The organism is Massilia sp. AB1, assembly GCF_018119385.1.
Taxonomy (GTDB): Bacteria; Pseudomonadota; Gammaproteobacteria; order Burkholderiales; family Burkholderiaceae_D; genus Telluria.
On record NZ_JAGKSG010000016.1, the window covers coordinates 1 to 15,945 of the forward strand.

Consider the following 15,945-nt stretch of genomic DNA (forward strand, 5'->3'; position numbering starts at 1 on the left):
CTATTTTCCTTAAAAAGAAACGATTGTTTTTTTGATTGCGGGGGACAAGCTCATGCTTGCCCCCATTCTTTTAATTACTTGGCTTTCGCGGTGACGATGGCGTCGATCACATGCTTCGGTGCTTCAGCATAGTGCTTGAATTCCATCGTGTAGGTCGCACGGCCCTGGGTTGCCGAACGCAGCGAGGTCGAGTAACCGAACATTTCCGACAGCGGAACTTCGGCCTTGATGATCTTGCCGCCGCCGCCCGGGATTTCGTCCATGCCCTGCACCATACCGCGGCGGGACGACAGGTCGCCCATCACGGTACCGGCGTAGTCTTCCGGGGTCTCGACTTCCACGGCCATCATCGGCTCGAGGATGACCGGGTTGGCTTTACGGCAGCCATCCTTGAACGCCATCGAACCTGCCATGCGGAACGCGTTTTCGTTCGAGTCCACGTCGTGGTACGAACCGAAGGTCAGGGTGACCTTGACGTCCACGACCGGGTAGCCAGCCAGCACGCCGGTGGTCAGGGTCTCGCGCACACCCTTCTCGACTGCCGGGATGTATTCGCGCGGAACCACGCCGCCCTTGATGGCGTCGACGAATTCGAAGCCCTTGCCCGGCTCTTGCGGTTCGATCGACAGAACAGCGTGACCGTACTGACCGCGGCCGCCCGACTGCTTGACGAACTTGCCTTCGACGTCGGTGACTGCCTTGCGGATGGTTTCGCGGTAGGCAACCTGCGGCTTGCCGACGGTTGCTTCCACGCCGAATTCGCGCTTCATGCGGTCAACGATAATTTCCAGGTGCAGCTCGCCCATACCACCGATGATGGTCTGGCCCGATTCTTCGTCGGTACGCACGCGGAACGACGGGTCTTCCTGAGCCAGACGGTTCAGTGCCAGGCCCATCTTTTCCTGGTCAGCCTTGGTCTTCGGCTCGACAGCCTGCTGGATGACCGGCTCCGGGAACACCATCTTTTCGAGGATGATCGGTGCCGACGGATCGCACAGGGTTTCGCCGGTGGTCGCTTCCTTCAGGCCGACAGCAGCGGCGATGTCGCCTGCGCGGACTTCCTTGATCTCTTCGCGCTGGTTCGCGTGCATCTGCAGAATACGGCCGACGCGTTCCTTCTTGCCCTTGATCGGGTTGTAGACGGTGTCGCCCGAATTGATGACGCCCGAGTACACGCGGAAGAAGATCAGCTGGCCGACGAACGGGTCGGTCATGATCTTGAATGCCAGCGCAGCGAATTTCTCGTTGTCGTCGGCCTTACGGGTGACCGGCTGGTCGTCTTCGTCGGTGCCACCAACCGGCGGAATGTCGATCGGCGACGGCAGGTATTCGATGACCGCGTCCAGCATTGCCTGCACGCCCTTGTTCTTGAATGCGGTGCCGCACATCATCGGGACGATTTCGCCGTTGATGGTGCGATCGCGCAGCGCCTTCTTGATCTCGGCTTCCGACAGTTCGCCTTCTTCGAGGTACTTGTTCATCAGGTCTTCCGACGCTTCAGCGGCGGTTTCGACCAGCTTCTCGCGCCACTCGTTGGCCTGGTCCTGCAGTTCGGCCGGCACGTCGCGGTATTCGAACTTCATGCCCTGGGACGCGTCGTCCCAGAAGATCGCCTGCATCTTGACCAGGTCGACCACGCCCTTGAAGTTGTCTTCGGCGCCGATCGGGATCTGGATCGGGATCGGGTTGGCCTTCAGGCGAGCGCGCATCTGCTCGTAGACCTTGAAGAAGTTCGCACCGGTACGGTCCATCTTGTTGACGAAGGCCAGACGCGGAACCTTGTACTTGTTAGCCTGACGCCACACGGTTTCCGACTGCGGCTGCACGCCGCCCACTGCGCAGTAGACCATGCAAGCGCCGTCCAGGACGCGCATCGAACGCTCCACCTCGATGGTGAAGTCGACGTGGCCCGGGGTGTCGATGATGTTGAAGCGGTGCGGCTCGAAGTTGTTGGCCATACCCTTCCAGAAGCAGGTGGTCGCTGCCGAGGTAATGGTAATGCCGCGCTCTTGCTCCTGCTCCATCCAGTCCATGGTAGCGGCGCCGTCGTGCACTTCACCAATCTTGTGGTTCACGCCCGTGTAGAACAGGATACGCTCGGTGGTGGTGGTCTTGCCGGCGTCGATGTGAGCGGAAATACCGATATTGCGGTAGCGCTCAATGGGGGTAGTGCGTGCCATAATTTTTCCTAAATCTTTGAATGGACAAAACCGAGCAGCATTTTGAAATCAAAATGTGCCCGGCCTGAACAACGGATACTTGGCCGCACCCCCTTCGAGGTTTGGCCACTTGCTTAGAAGCGGAAGTGCGAGAACGCCTTGTTCGCTTCAGCCATGCGGTGCACTTCGTCACGGCGCTTCATCGCGCCGCCGCGGCCTTCCGCCGCTTCCATCAGTTCACCACCCAGGCGTTGCGGCATGGATTTTTCGCTGCGCTTGTTTGCGGCTTCGCGCAACCAACGCATGGACAGCGCCATACGACGAACCGGACGGACTTCCACTGGCACCTGGTAGTTGGCGCCGCCGACACGGCGGGATTTCACCTCGACCATCGGCTTGCAGTTGGCGATCGCGGTCGCGAACACTTCCAGCGGGTCCTTGCCCGACTTGGTCTGGATGTATTCGAACGCACCGTAGATGATGTTTTCTGCGACCGACTTCTTGCCGGACAGCATCAGAACGTTGACGAACTTGGCGACATCGGTGTTGCCGAATTTTGGATCCGGCAGAATCTCGCGCTTAGGTACTTCACGACGACGTGGCATTTCAATTCCTTCCTGTCTTCAGTTGAGTGCTTGTCGCACTCGCGAAAGGCCCTCATGACCCTTCACTTACTCGGCCTTCCGGCCGGCTCAACTTATCTAGTAAATGTGACTGGCTGATGAATTACTTCTTGGCAGCCTTGGCACGCTTGGCACCGTACTTCGAACGGGCCTGCTTACGGTCTTTCACGCCCTGGGTATCCAGTGCACCGCGGACCATGTGGTAACGCACACCCGGCAAGTCTTTCACACGGCCGCCGCGAATCAGCACGACCGAGTGTTCTTGCAGGTTGTGGCCTTCACCGCCGATGTACGAAATGACTTCGAAACCGTTGGTCAGGCGCACCTTGGCGACTTTACGAAGTGCCGAGTTCGGCTTCTTCGGCGTGGTGGTGTACACACGGGTGCACACGCCGCGCTTTTGCGGGCAGTTTTCCAGTGCCGGCGACTTGCTCTTCACAACCGCGGCTTCACGCGGCTTGCGAATCAGTTGATTGATGGTTGGCATCGTTCTTAATCCAACAAAGTACTACTACGTTGACGACCCGGGCCGGCACAAACTTGGCCCGGGGACTAAAACCTAGTCCCGTATCCTACAGACTGCAGAGGCGACGAAAGCCACTCACCGAAGGAGCGGCTGCGAATGCGTATACGATGTGCAGAATAAATTCGAGAACTCGCGAGTATAGACCCGATGGTCAAGCGGGTCAACCAATTTGCCGTCCCGCCAACCCGGCGGCGGCCCGCTGGGCGGTAAACCGTGGCAAATGTGGCATGCCAGCGACAAAGGGCTGTCGGCGTGGCATCAGGCTTGTCCGGTGGACATAGCCTTCCAAGAGATAAAGAAAGCATAATAGCCGACTTTCCGGCCTTTTCCAGTCGATGCGAACCCTGCTGCGCCCCGCTATTGTTTATCTGCTGCTGAGCTATACGGCGCTCTCGGCCGTGCCTTTTATCGCGCCGCTGATGGGCGCCCCGCTCGACGATCCCTGGCGCGTGGCCGGGATCGGCGTGTTCGGCTGGATCGCCGCCTGGGCCCTGTTCAAGCGGCCGGCTTACTTCCACTGGCTGCTGCTGCCGGCCTTCCTGGCCCTGCCGACCGAGCTCTACCTGCTGACCTATTACGGCCAGGGGATCTCGACCCACCACCTGGGCATCATCGCCGAGACCAGCCCCAGCGAAGCCTCGGAATTCCTGGGCGGCCAGGTGTGGCTGCTGGGCGCGGCGCTGCTGGCGGTGCTGGCCTGGTGGATCTCCACCTGGATAGTGGCCTGGCGCACCCGCGCGCTGGACTGGAACGACCGCTCGCGCTGGGCGGCGCTGGCGGTGCTGGGCGCCGGGCTGGGCGTGCTGGTCTACAGCTACAAGTATGGCGTGGCGCCGCCCACGCCTGCGCAATCGCCCGCCTCCGTCCAGGTGGCCAGCGCCGGCGCGCGCCTGGCGAAGGCGGCGTCGGCCTCCCCTGCCCTGCCGCCGCTGCCCCACTGGGCCAAACTGCCCTTCGATCTGCGCGCCACGGCCCAGTCCTGGCCTTTCGGCCTGGCCGCGCGCGGGGTCGATTTCTACCGCGAGCGCGTCCACCTGGCCGAGCTGAACCAGCGCAGCGCCGCCTTCCGCTTCGGCGCGCACCAGCTGGGCGACACGCATGCGCCGCAAATCGTGGTCATGGTGCTGGGCGAATCCTCGCGCTTCGACCGCTGGAGCCTGAACGGCTACGCGCGCGAGACCAATCCGCTGCTGTCGAAAGAGGCGAACCTGGTGACCCTGCCGGACGTGATCACGCCGGTGTCGGCCACCCGCCTGTCGGTGCCGGTCATCATCTCGCGCAAGCCCGCCATGCAGAGCCTGAAGGACGGCTTCTACGAGAAATCCTTCCTGTCGGCCTTCAAGGAGGCGGGCTTCAAGACCTTCTGGCTGTCGAACCAGGTTTCCTTCGGCAAGTTCGATACGCCCGTGTCGGTGTTCGCCAAGGAGGCGGACCAGGTGGAATTCCTGAACCTGGGCGGCTTCAGCGACAGCGCCAGCTACGACGCGGTGCTGCTCGACCCGCTGCGGCGCGCGGTGCGCGATCCGGCGCAGAAGGTGCTGATCGTGCTGCACACCCTGGGCAGCCACTGGAACTACGCGCACCGCTACCCGAAGGAATTCGACCGCTGGCAGCCTTCGCTGGCCGGCATCGACAAGCCGGACGTCACCGACAAGTCGCTGCGGCCGAAGATGAGCAACAGCTACGACAGCGCGATCCTCTATACCGACTGGTTCCTGGCCAACGTGATCGGGGTGCTGAAGGAATCCGGCCTGCCGTCCTCGCTGCTGTACGTGGCCGACCATGGGCAGACTTTATATGACAAGTCCTGCACCATCGCCTTCCACGGGCATAACACCCAGTATGAATTCCATGTGCCGGCCTTCGTCTGGTATTCGGATGCGTATGCGGAGCGCTTCCCGTCCAAGATCGCGCAGCTGCGGCGCCACCGCAAGGCCAAGCTGTCGACCGAGAACATGTTCCACACGGTGCTCGACATGGCGGACATCCGCTATCCGGACGAGCGCCTGGAGCGCAGCTTCCTGAACCCGGCGTTCAAGCGCCACAAGCGCTACGTGGACAGTTGGGGCTGGACCGACTACGACGACGCCACCATGAAAGGCGACTGCCGCGAAGTGATCGCGCGCGGCAAGCCGCTGCCGCGCAGTTAAGCCTGCCCGCTATGCCTGGGGGACCGGAGGTTTCGTCACCTTCATGCGCTCCCCGGGATGATCGAAATACGGGAGAAAGTGGCTCGCGACCAGCCAGGACACCCCGAACAGCGCGAGGCCGATCGCTTCGCCATTGAAGGTGACGTTAAACGCCGGCCACAGTCCGAAGAACTTGTGTGCGGCGATCAGCCCCATCATGGCAAGGATGCCGATTCCGCAGATCCCGTACACGATCTTGCGCCTTGCCGCGTACTCCGGATGCGGCTTGGTCCCCGCGCGCCGGTAGAACGACCAGCAGAACCAGGCGAGAATCGCAAAGACGGCGGCGGCGAACAGGAAATGCCAGGTCGATGCGACATCGTCCCTGCAGGAGGTAGGCACCAAGGCGACGCCGAGCGCCGACACGGCCGCGAGCCTGCTCGCCACTTTTTCGCAGTCGTCGGCGCCGTTGTGTGCGCTCATGATGGCGGCGATCGCGAACAGGAAGCCGACGAAGATGTCTCGCGACATGCCGTCCGCGCAATAGGCGTGGCTGATCGACGCCAGCGGCCCTTCGGCGAAATACAGCGTCAACCCGCTGAGGGTCAGGGAGATCGCCGCCACCATCAGCTTCATGGTCCTGTAGTCGATCTCGTGCTTGTCCTCGTCTCGCTTTTTGCACTCCAGCATGATCCTCTCCCGGCTGCACAGCTGAGTACATATTAGCCATATGACAAGGATGTTTCAAGCAGGCACAGGCCGGGCTTCGCTCGCCTGCGGGGTTGCCGTGCTACCATGCAGACCCGCCACCGCCTGGCAAGCGCCATGAAATACACGCTGTTCCTCTTCGACCTGGACGACACCCTGCTCGACTTCCGGGCTTCCGAACAACTCTCCTTCACCCGCACCATGCGCGAGCTCGGCCTGCACGAACCCGGCGCGGCGCTGTTCCCGGACTACCAGGCCATCAACCTGGATTTGTGGAAGCGCTTCGAGCAAGGCACGGTGACGAAGGACTTTCTGAAAGTGGAGCGCTTCCGCCAGACCTTCGCCGCGCACAGGCTGGAGCTGGACGCCGAAGCCGCCAGCCGCCTGTACCTGGAATCGCTGTCGGAGACCGTGGTGCTGATCGACGGCGCCCTGCGCCTGTGCGAATCGCTCGCCGCCTGCGGCGAAATCGGGATCATCACGAACGGCGTCGACCACATCCAGCGGCGCCGCATCGCCAGCTCCGGGCTGGGCGGGTACATCTCCTTCATCGCGACCTCGGAAGCCTGCGGCCATGCCAAGCCGGACAGCCGCTTCTTCGAGTACACGACGCGCATGGCGCGCAGCTTTTCCCACGCCGAGACGGTGATCGTCGGCGACCGGCTGGATGCGGATATTCTTGGGGCGAACCGCTACGGCATCGACAGCTGCTGGTTCAATCCCGGCAGACTGGCCAATGCTTCGCAGGCGCTGCCCACCTGCGAAGTCCACCGGCTGGACCAGGTCCACGCCTCGCTCGCAGGGCTGGCGCGCGCCGCCTGAGCGACGACAGCGCGCCGCTTCAGGGCGCGATGGCGGTCACCTCGTCACCGGGCATCGGCGTACAGGCCGCATCGAGCGGCTCCCCGCTGCGGCGCACGACGATGCGCTGCTCGTCGTGGCAGACCTCGACCCGGCGCGTCTGCGGCGCCTGGCGGCGCACGAAGGCTTCGATCGAGGCCGGCACGCTCACGTGCAGCGCCAGCGCGTGGATATCTTCCACCGGGTGGTCGTTCAGGTGCACCAGGGGCACGAACTGCCCGGCGAACATCAACAGGTGCGAAGGGATTTTCACGGGACCTGCGGCGTAGCCCTGCTCGCGCAGCCAGGCTTGCGCCTGTTCGCGCGGCGCTTGCTGTCCATCGAGCCGTCCCCACGCGCTGGCGAGCAGCTCCGCCACCCACTGGTTGCAGTTCTGGTAACGCGTGCCGTAAGCATAGGCGTTGGCGCTGTACTTCCCGGCCAGCAGGGCCAGCGCCAGGGGCTTGTCCAGTGCCGCCTGCTCGAGCAGGCGTTCTTCCTCGTCGGGCAGGAACAGCAGCGACATGTGGCCCCGCAGCGGCGCATCCGCGCCGAGCGCGAAGCCCGGCACGCCCTGGTCGAACAGGCGCGGACGCGATTCGTCGCAGGCGTAATACAGCTGGCGCACGGCCCAGGGGCTGCCGGGATTGTCCTTGAGGGCGATCCCGGCGTGCGAATACAGCAGGCCGAAGCGGCTCAGGTCCGTGCCCGCGCGCGCGATCAGGGCGGCGCGCGCGCCGGAGCGCTCCAGCTCCTGCTTCACCACGCCGGCGAAACGCAGCACGCGGTCCTGCTCTTCGGCTGTGATGTCCTGCGCGCGCTCGCAGAACGTGGGCAGGCCGGCCCAGGCGCCCGCGCTCGCCGACAGGCCGAGCGCGGCGAGGGCCAATCTGGCGAACATCAGCCGGTGACTTTGCGCGATTGCAGTTCGCGGTACCAGTCGTCCTGCAGCGCCAGGAAGAACGGACGCTGGGTGTCGCCGTAGGCGAATTCGAAGCCGTACACACGCGCCTTCACTTCCACCAGTTCGCCCGCGTTCACGCGGCGCTGGGCCAGGGCGCGATCGGGCACGTCGAGGTGGAACTCGCGCGCGCCGGCGACCGCGCGCAGGGTCATGCGGGTGGTGTCCGCCTTGCCCGGCGCCTGGGCGACGTTGATCACGCGGTACTGGCCGGCGGCCACGCGGTCTTCGCCGCTCGAGCTGTTGCTGGAGCCGCTGATCGAATCGGAAATGCTGGCCGAGGATGCCGAGCCCGCGCTGGAAGCGGAGGAAGTGAAGCTGTCGGCGTGGACCGGCGCGGCGCAGGCGGCGGCGAAGGTGGCGAGGCAAAGCGCGCGGGAAAGCGTGGTGAAGGTCATGAAGGTCTTTCGTCGAACTAAATGGCTGACATGTTACAAGGCTGGCGCACTACTGAGAAGGCAGGCGCCACCGCATAGTTTGTAACAATGTTTGGCGCTCAGCGGCCCGGCTGCTCGAAACGCACCGGCTCGGCCGCGCCTCCCTTGCGCCGGACGACTACCGTTCCCGCCATCTTGTCGTGCCAGCCCTGCTTGCGCGCATCGAATCCGACCCAGATGTAGCCCAGGAGCAGAGGCAGCACCGAGACATAGTAGCCGAGGTAGCGGATGACGAATTGACGGGTCGTCGGCTTGCCACCCGTGCGCGCATCGACGATGGTGGCGCCGATCGCCATCTTTCCCGGCGTGGTCGACATCCTTGCCCACAGCAGCACGACGATCACCGCCGGGAGCACATAGGAAATCAGGAAATCGGCCGGGCCGGCAATGAAGGCTTCGTTGCCGAAGTAGGCGACGCCGTACACCCCCACCAGCAAGGGAAGCGTGAGGATGCACAGCAGGATGGTATCGATCAGCGTCGCCCCCACGCGCGCCCAGAAGCCTACATATTCCAGTTCGGATGCCTGTTCCAACACGTTCTCCTTCCAATGAATGTTCGATGCACCATCAACCATAACAAGCTCAGGTCTCCCGCGCCAGCACCACGAAGGCCTCCAGGTAGTCGAGGCCCGCGTCTTCGTCGCGCGTGCCCAGGAAGATCTGCTTGGCGATGCCCTCCCGGCCCAGGCGCACCGGCGCCACCGGCATGCGCGCCCCATATTCCTGCACCAGCCAGCCCGGCAGCGCCGCCACGCCGCGACCGCCGGCCACCATCTGCACCATGATGTCGGTGGTCTCGATGGTCTTGCGCTCGCGCGGCGCGCAGCCGGCCGGCACGAAGAACTGGTTGTAGATGTCGAGCCGCTCGATGTCGACCGGATAAGTAATCAATACTTCATCCGACAGGTCGCAGGGCTCGACGAACTCGCGCCCGGCCAGCGGGTGATGGCGGCCCACCACCAGCATCTGCTCGTAGTCGAACACCGGCACGAAGCGCAGGCCCGGCTTGAACAAAGGATCGGGCGTGACCAGCAGGTCGACCTCGTAGGTGGACAGCGCCTGCAGGCCGCCGAACTGGAATTTCTGCTTGACGTCGACATCCACCTCCGGCCAGCTGGCCAGGTAGGGCGCGACCACCCGGAGCAGCCACTGGTAGCAGGGATGGCATTCCATCCCGATGCGCAGGGTGCCGCGCTGGCCCTGGGCGTACTGCTGCATCTGGCGCTCGGCGTGTTCGAGCTGGGGCAGCACGCGCCTGGCCAGCCCGAGAAGAGACTCGCCGGCCTGGGTCAGGCGCAGCGCGCGGCCTTCGCGCGTCCAGACTTCGGTGCCCAGCTGCTGCTCCAGCTTGCGGATGGTGTGGCTGAGCGCCGACTGGGTCAGGAACAGCACTTCGGCAGCCGCGGTCAGGGAGCCGCGGCGGTCGACTTCGCGAATGATGGAGAGGTGGATGCGTTCGAGCATGGCTGAACTATGAAAGAAATTAATAGATTCATGAAATCATACCAATTTTATTCATGAGTCGCCTCCCCTATGATGGGCTTATTCACCTACTAACGAATGAGCATCATGACCATCACGCACAATCTCGGCTTCCCGCGCATCGGCGCCCAGCGCGAACTCAAGTTCGCCCTGGAGCGCCACTGGAAAGGCGACACCTCCGCCCAGGAACTGGCGGCACTCAGCGCCGAGCTGCGCGCGCGCCACTGGCAGCAGCAGGCCAGGCTCGACTTCGCCCCGGTGGGCGACTTCTCGCTCTACGACCAGGTGCTGGACATGAGCTTCACGCTCGGGAACGTGCCTCAGCGCGCCCATGCGCACGCTTTTGAGGGCAGCGGCGAGCTGGAAGCCTACTTCCGCATCGCGCGCGGCCGCGCGGACAGCCACGACTGCGGCTGCGTGCAGGCGGGCGAGATGACCAAGTGGTTCGACACCAACTACCACTACATCGTCCCCGAGTTCAGCGCCGCCACCCGTTTCAAGCTCAATACCGGCCGTCTGGCGGAACAGCTGGCGCAGGCGCGGACGCTGAAGGTGAAGGCCAAGCCGGTCGTCATCGGTCCCCTCACCTATCTCTGGCTCGGGAAGGCGAAGGACAACATCGATCGCCTGTCCCTGCTGCCGCAACTGCTGGCGGTGTACGCCGAGCTGCTGGCCTGGTTCGCAGCGGAAGGCGTCGAATGGGTGCAGGTCGACGAGCCGGCCCTGGTCACGGAACTGGACCAGGCCTGGCGCGACGCCTACGCCGGCGCCTACGAGCGCCTGCGCGGCAGCGGCGTCAAGCTGCTGCTGGCCACCTATTTCGGCCCGCTGGAAGAAAACCTGCCGCTGGCCTGCGCGCTGCCGGTCGACGGCCTGCACCTGGACGCGATCCAGGCGCCGGGCGAAGTCGGCCTGGCCATCGACGCGCTGGGCGAAGACAAGGTGCTGTCGCTGGGCGTGGTCGACGGCCGCAACGTCTGGAAGACCGACCTGCACGCCACCCTGGCCTGGCTGGAACCGGTGCAGCGCCGCATCGGCGAGCGCCTGTGGATCGCGCCTTCCTGCTCGCTGCTGCACGTGCCGGTCGACCTGCGCAGCGAGGAAGCGCTGGATCCGGAGATCCGCTCCTGGCTCGCCTTCGCCGTGCAGAAGCTGCTCGAACTGCAGATCCTGGCCACCGCCCTCGACCAGGGCCGCAGCCGGGTGCAGGAAGCCCTGGTGGAAAACGCCGCCGCCGTCGACCGCCGCCGCGCCTCGCCGCGCGTCGCCAGGCCGGAGGTCGCCGCCGCGCTGGCCGCCATCACCCCGGCCATGGGCCAGCGCCGGAGCGGCCACGAAGCGCGCAGCGCGCGCCAGGCGGCGCTGCTCCAGCTGCCGGCCTACCCGACCACCACCATCGGCTCCTTCCCGCAGACGACCGACATCCGCCAGGCGCGCCGCCAGTTCAAGCGCGGGGAGCTCGACGCCCCCGGCTACGAGGCCGCGATGCGCGCCGAGATCGCCCGCTGCGTGCGCGAGCAGGAAGCGCTGGGACTGGACGTGCTGGTGCACGGCGAGGCCGAGCGCAACGACATGGTCGAATACTTCGGCGAGCAGCTCGACGGCTATGCCTTCACCGGGAACGGCTGGGTGCAGTCCTACGGCTCGCGCTGCGTCAAGCCGCCCATCCTGTACGGCGACATCCAGCGCCCGCGCCCGATGACAGTGGCCTGGACCGCCTACGCCCAGTCGCTGACCGGCAAGCCGATGAAGGGCATGCTGACCGGCCCGGTGACCATGCTGAACTGGTCCTTCGTGCGCGACGACCAGACGCGCGCCCTCACCTGCCGCCAGCTGGCGCTGGCCATCCGCGCCGAGGTGCTGGACCTGGAGCGGGCCGGCGTGCGCGTGATCCAGATCGACGAGGCGGCCCTGCGCGAAGGCCTGCCGCTGCGCCGCGCGAATTGGGACGCCTACCTGGCGTGGGCGGTGGACGCCTTCCGCATCGCCGCCAACGGCGTGCGCGACGAGACCCAGATCCACACCCACATGTGTTATTCGGAGTTCAACGACATCCTCGCCGCGATCGCGGAGATGGATGCGGACGTGATCACGATCGAGACCTCGCGCTCGAACATGGAGCTGCTGGCGGCCTTCGACGACTTCCGCTACCCGAACGAGATCGGCCCGGGCGTATATGACATCCATTCGCCCAACATCCCAAGCCAGGAGCAGATCGTAGGGCTGATGCACCAGGCGGCTGCGCGCATCCCGGCGCAGCGCCTGTGGATCAACCCGGACTGCGGCCTGAAAACCCGCAGCTGGGAAGAGGTGCGGCCGGCCCTCGCCAATATGGTGGCGGCGGCCCGGACCCTGCGCCAGACCAGCGAAGTCTACTAGAGATATATCAAAAACTAATTTAGGACATCACAACATATCATTGGATTTATATTTTGCGACGCAGCATACTGCACCTGTCTCCACTATTTCTCCTCCAAGAAAATAGTCTTCAAGCCCGCGCAATGCGGGCTTTTTTTTTGGCTGCCTCGCCGAGCGCCATGAAAACGTCCGCAGTGCTAGAGTCGGCACTCCCCATCCGGACATGAACCGTGAGCGCACGAGAACTTTCGACACCGCGGCAAGCCAGGGTGGAAGACGTGTCGATGGGAGAAGCCTCCCTGCTCGATGCCCTCCCCGCCGCCGCCTTCATCTGTTCCGCCCAGCGCGAGCTGACCGCTGCAAACGACCTGTTTGCCGAGCTGCTCGGCCATGCCGCGCCCCAGCTTCAGGGGCTCCCGCTCGCCCAGCTCGGCGAGGCGACGCTGGCCGGGGGCGATGCGATGGATGCGGTGCTGGCCGGACAACTGCGCGCCTGTTCGTTCGGCATGCGTTTCCTGCGCGCCGACCAGCAGCTGGTCTGGTGCGCGGTGTCCATGCGGCAGGTGGATGCGGGGGGCAGTGCCGCGCTGCTGGCGCTGGTGCGCGACGCCAGTGCGGACCAGGTCGGCGAGATGGTCCTGCAAACCGTCGACGAGGGCTTCATCCTGCTCGACGAGCAGTTCCGCATCCTGCAGATCAACGCCGAGGCGCTGCGCATCGACGGCCGGCCGCGCGAACAGATCCTCGGCCGCCCCCATTGGGAGGTGTGGCCCGGGTCGGAAGACCTGCAGATCGGCGCCGCCTACCGCAAGGCCATGACGGAACGCGCCCACGTCCGCATCGAGCAGGTCTATCCCCACCTGGGGCAGGACATCTGGGTGGAAGCGCGGGCCTATCCCTTCCAGGACAAGCTCGCCGTGTTCTACCGCGACATCACGGAACGCAAGCGCGCGGAGCGGGCGCTCGCCGAAAGCGAAGCCAGTTTCAGGACCATCACGAAGGCCATGCCGCAGATCGTGTGGCCGACCCTGCCGAACGGCTATCACGACTACTTCAACGAGCGCTGGTACGAATACACCGGCTGGTCGGCAGGCTCGGGCGACGGCAACGCGTGGATCGGGCTGTACCACCCCGATGACATCGAGCGCACCATGCGCCGCTGGCGCTACAGCCTGGACACCGGCGAGCCTTGCGAGATCGAATACCGGATGCGCCACCATTCCGGCGAATACCGCTGGAACCTGGGACGCGCCCTGCCGCTGCGCGACCATACCGGCGCCATCATCCGCTGGATGGGCACCTGCACCGATATCCACGAGCAGGTGACCATCAAGGCCGCCCTGCAGGACACCCAGTCGCGCCTGACGGTCGCGCTGGAGGCGGCGCAGATCGGCACCTGGCGCTGGGATATCGCGGCCGGCACGATCAGGGGCGACCGCAACTTCACGAGCATGCTGGTCCTGCCGGACGAGGAGACGCAGCCCTTCGTGCGGATGCTGGCCTCGCTCCATCCGGACGACAGCGCCGCCGTCAAGGCCACCATCTCCAGCTCGATCGCGACCGGCGAACCCTACCTGCAGGTGTTCCGGGTGCTGCGTCCCGACGGCATGGTGCGGCACATCCAGGGGCGCGCGACGGTACAGCTGGATGCGGGCGCCAGGCCGGTCTCGATGTCCGGCGCCGTGGTCGACATCACGCAGCAGGTGGCGGCGGAAGAAGCGCGCCGGCTCAGCGAATCGCGCTTCCGCACCATCGTCGATTCGGACCTGATCGGCATCATCGAATTCCGCCACGACGGCACGCTGATCAAGGCCAACGACGCCTTCCTGAAGATGGTGGGCCTGACGCGCGAGGATTTCGACGCGCACGGGCTGTCGTGGCGCGACGCGACGCCGCCGGAGTGGCTGCCGCTCGACTGGGCGGCCCTGGAGAGCCTGAAGCTGACCGGCATCATGCAGCCCTTCGAGAAGGAGTACTTCCGCCGCGACGGCAGCCGCGTGCCGGTCTTCATCGGCGCCACCAGCTTCCAGGGCACGTATTCGGAGGGCATCGCCTACATCCTCGACATCAGCGAATTGAAGAAGGCGCAGCGCGCGCTCGAAGCCAGCGAGCAGACCTTCCGCACCCTGGCCGACAACATCCCGCAGCTGGCCTGGATGGCCGGCCCCGACGGCAACATCTACTGGTACAACAGAAGCTGGTTCGACTACACCGGCACCACGCTCGAGCAGGTGCAAGGCTATGGCTGGGAAAGCGTGCATCATCCCGACCATGTCGAGCGGGTCAAGGCGCACTATCACCAGGCCATCGTGGTCGAACAGCGCGTGTGGGAAGACACCTTCCCCCTGCGTGGCGCGAACGGCGAATACCGCTGGTTCCTGTCGCGCGCGGTGCCGGTGCGCGACCACGAGGGGCACATCCTGCGCTGGCTGGGCACCAACACCGACGTCACCGTGCAGCGCGAAGCCGAGGAAGCGCTGAAGAACGCCGACCGCAGGAAGGACGATTTCCTGGCGCTGCTCGCGCACGAGCTGCGTAATCCGCTCGCCCCGATCAGCACCGCGGCGCAGCTGCTCAAGCTGGGCGCCCAGAACCCGGACAACATCCGTCGCTCGAGCGAGATCATCGACCGCCAGGTCAAGCACATGCGCGACCTGGTCAACGACATCATGGATGTGTCGCGCGTGACCCGCGGCCTGGCCTCGGTCAACAAGGAAGAAGTGGACGTCGGCTCGGTGCTCGACAGCGCCATCGAGCCGACCCGCCCCCTGATCGATTCCAGGAAGCATACGCTGCACACCAGCATGCCGGCGCGCGGCGCGCTGGTGCTGGGCGACCGCACGCGCCTGGTGCAGGTGGTGGCCAACCTGCTGAACAACTCCGCCAAGTACACGCCGCCGGGCGGCACGATCCGGCTGACGGCGGAAGCGGATGCAGGCAGCGTGCGCATCGCCGTGGCGGACAATGGCCAGGGCATGGACGAGAACTTGCTGCCGCGCGTGTTCGAACTGTTCGCGCAGGCCGAACGCACGCCCGACCGGGCCGAAGGCGGGCTGGGACTGGGGCTCGCGCTGGTCAAGAGCATCGTGGAGCTGCACGACGGGACCATCAGCGCGCACAGCGAGGGCCCCGGCACGGGCAGCAGCTTCGTGATGACCCTGCCGCTGCTGCGCGAGACGCCATGACGGAAGTGGTCTGCACCATCGGCCACTCCAACCGCTCGATCGAGGAATTCATCGAGCTGCTGCAGACCCATGGCGTCGGGTGCGTGCTCGACATCCGCACCGTGCCCAAGTCGCGCCGCAATCCGCAGTTCGGCCAGGACAGCCTGCCGGCATCGCTGGCGCGGGCCGGCATCGGCTACCGCTACCTGGCCGGCCTGGGCGGCCTGCGCCGTCCGCGCAAGGATTCTCCCAACGCCGGCTGGCGCAACGAATCCTTCCGCGGCTACGCCGACTACATGCAGAGCGAGGAATTCGCGGAGAACGTGGACGTGGTGGCGCAGCTGGCCAAGGACGAGCGCTGCGCCCTCATGTGCGCCGAAGCCGTGCCCTGGCGCTGCCACCGCTCGATGGTGGCCGATGCGCTGACGGTGCGCCAGGTGCAGGTCGAGCACATCCTGGGCAAACAGGCGCGCCGACCGCACAAGCTCACGCCCTTCGCCCACGTGGAGGGTACGCGGATCACCTATCCTCCCAAGGCAGAGGGCGAGTCCGACTGAC

General features: G+C 65.1%; 13 protein-coding genes. 5 read left to right on the forward strand and 8 right to left on the reverse strand.

Translation table 11 applies throughout. From position 1 onward, the window contains the following. Positions 1 to 74 precede the first annotated feature (74 nt). The 3 genes from fusA to rpsL form a co-directional block, all read right to left on the reverse strand. Entirely contained in the window at positions 75 to 2,180 is a 2,106-nt protein-coding gene (gene fusA / locus J8847_RS11315) for an elongation factor G (RefSeq protein ID WP_211524808.1), read from the reverse strand. Between the two features lie 113 nt (positions 2,181 to 2,293). Continuing rightward, positions 2,294 to 2,764, reverse strand: coding sequence for a 30S ribosomal protein S7 (gene rpsG / locus J8847_RS11320; protein ID WP_211524809.1), 471 nt, complete (start codon positions 2,762 to 2,764; stop codon positions 2,294 to 2,296). A gap of 121 nt (positions 2,765 to 2,885) precedes the next feature. Further along, positions 2,886 to 3,269, reverse strand: coding sequence for a 30S ribosomal protein S12 (gene rpsL / locus J8847_RS11325; RefSeq protein WP_036240557.1), 384 nt, complete (start codon positions 3,267 to 3,269; stop codon positions 2,886 to 2,888). 374 nt (positions 3,270 to 3,643) lie between these two features. Here rpsL and J8847_RS11330 point away from each other — a divergent pair, with 374 nt between their 5' ends. Continuing rightward, complete coding sequence (locus J8847_RS11330) at positions 3,644 to 5,458, forward strand: phosphoethanolamine transferase (protein ID WP_211524810.1); 1,815 nt, start codon at positions 3,644 to 3,646, stop codon at positions 5,456 to 5,458. 9 nt (positions 5,459 to 5,467) lie between these two features. On the opposite strand, the gene J8847_RS11335 is transcribed toward J8847_RS11330, so the two are convergent. Continuing rightward, on the reverse strand, positions 5,468 to 6,127 hold the full coding sequence (locus tag J8847_RS11335) for a hypothetical protein (RefSeq protein ID WP_211524811.1): 660 nt from the start codon (positions 6,125 to 6,127) through the stop codon (positions 5,468 to 5,470). Between the two features lie 105 nt (positions 6,128 to 6,232). Between J8847_RS11335 and J8847_RS11340 the strand changes: the two genes are divergently transcribed. Next, complete coding sequence (locus J8847_RS11340; RefSeq protein WP_229512732.1) at positions 6,233 to 6,967, forward strand: YjjG family noncanonical pyrimidine nucleotidase; 735 nt, start codon at positions 6,233 to 6,235, stop codon at positions 6,965 to 6,967. A 19-nt stretch (positions 6,968 to 6,986) separates the two neighbouring features. Here J8847_RS11340 and J8847_RS11345 read toward each other — a convergent pair whose 3' ends face one another. From J8847_RS11345 to J8847_RS11360, 4 genes are all read right to left on the reverse strand, one after another. Beyond that, on the reverse strand, positions 6,987 to 7,886 hold the full coding sequence (locus tag J8847_RS11345; protein ID WP_211524812.1) for a DUF2145 domain-containing protein: 900 nt from the start codon (positions 7,884 to 7,886) through the stop codon (positions 6,987 to 6,989). Next, on the reverse strand, positions 7,886 to 8,344 hold the full coding sequence (locus J8847_RS11350; protein WP_211524813.1) for a hypothetical protein: 459 nt from the start codon (positions 8,342 to 8,344) through the stop codon (positions 7,886 to 7,888). Before J8847_RS11350 ends, J8847_RS11345 begins: the two co-directional genes overlap by 1 nt. 98 nt (positions 8,345 to 8,442) lie before the next feature. After that, positions 8,443 to 8,916 carry an RDD family protein gene (locus tag J8847_RS11355; protein WP_229429486.1) on the reverse strand — a complete coding sequence of 158 codons (474 nt, stop codon included), beginning with the start codon at positions 8,914 to 8,916 and terminating at the stop codon, positions 8,443 to 8,445. Positions 8,917 to 8,965: 49 nt separating this feature from the next. After that, a complete protein-coding gene (locus tag J8847_RS11360) occupies positions 8,966 to 9,847 on the reverse strand; it encodes a LysR family transcriptional regulator (RefSeq protein ID WP_211524815.1) in 882 nt (293 codons plus the stop codon). A gap of 105 nt (positions 9,848 to 9,952) precedes the next feature. Here J8847_RS11360 and metE point away from each other — a divergent pair, with 105 nt between their 5' ends. The 3 genes from metE to J8847_RS11375 all read left to right on the forward strand — a co-directional run bounded on the left by metE (position 9,953) and on the right by J8847_RS11375 (position 15,944). Further along, positions 9,953 to 12,244 (forward strand): 5-methyltetrahydropteroyltriglutamate--homocysteine S-methyltransferase, encoded by a 2,292-nt coding sequence (gene metE, locus J8847_RS11365; RefSeq protein WP_211524816.1) that lies wholly within the window; start codon positions 9,953 to 9,955, stop codon positions 12,242 to 12,244. A gap of 263 nt (positions 12,245 to 12,507) precedes the next feature. After that, on the forward strand, positions 12,508 to 15,408 hold the full coding sequence (locus tag J8847_RS11370) for a PAS domain S-box protein (protein WP_211524817.1): 2,901 nt from the start codon (positions 12,508 to 12,510) through the stop codon (positions 15,406 to 15,408). After that, a complete protein-coding gene (locus J8847_RS11375) occupies positions 15,405 to 15,944 on the forward strand; it encodes a DUF488 family protein (protein WP_211524818.1) in 540 nt (179 codons plus the stop codon). The genes J8847_RS11370 and J8847_RS11375 overlap by 4 nt, the downstream gene beginning before the upstream one ends. Position 15,945: the final 1 nt, after the last annotated feature.

Bases quoted from the DNA above. Each gene is read 5' to 3' on its own strand.
- fusA (WP_211524808.1), bottom strand. From the start codon at position 2,180: ATGGCACGCACTACCCCCATTGAGCGCTACCGCAATATCGGTATTTCC.
- rpsG (WP_211524809.1), bottom strand. From the start codon at position 2,764: ATGCCACGTCGTCGTGAAGTACCTAAGCGCGAGATTCTGCCGGATCCA.
- rpsL (WP_036240557.1), bottom strand. From the start codon at position 3,269: ATGCCAACCATCAATCAACTGATTCGCAAGCCGCGTGAAGCCGCGGTT.
- J8847_RS11330 (WP_211524810.1), top strand. From the start codon at position 3,644: ATGCGAACCCTGCTGCGCCCCGCTATTGTTTATCTGCTGCTGAGCTAT.
- J8847_RS11335 (WP_211524811.1), bottom strand. From the start codon at position 6,127: ATGCTGGAGTGCAAAAAGCGAGACGAGGACAAGCACGAGATCGACTAC.
- J8847_RS11340 (WP_229512732.1), top strand. From the start codon at position 6,233: ATGCAGACCCGCCACCGCCTGGCAAGCGCCATGAAATACACGCTGTTC.
- J8847_RS11345 (WP_211524812.1), bottom strand. From the start codon at position 7,886: ATGTTCGCCAGATTGGCCCTCGCCGCGCTCGGCCTGTCGGCGAGCGCG.
- J8847_RS11350 (WP_211524813.1), bottom strand. From the start codon at position 8,344: ATGACCTTCACCACGCTTTCCCGCGCGCTTTGCCTCGCCACCTTCGCC.
- J8847_RS11360 (WP_211524815.1), bottom strand. From the start codon at position 9,847: ATGCTCGAACGCATCCACCTCTCCATCATTCGCGAAGTCGACCGCCGC.
- metE (WP_211524816.1), top strand. From the start codon at position 9,953: ATGACCATCACGCACAATCTCGGCTTCCCGCGCATCGGCGCCCAGCGC.
- J8847_RS11370 (WP_211524817.1), top strand. From the start codon at position 12,508: ATGGGAGAAGCCTCCCTGCTCGATGCCCTCCCCGCCGCCGCCTTCATC.
- J8847_RS11375 (WP_211524818.1), top strand. From the start codon at position 15,405: ATGACGGAAGTGGTCTGCACCATCGGCCACTCCAACCGCTCGATCGAG.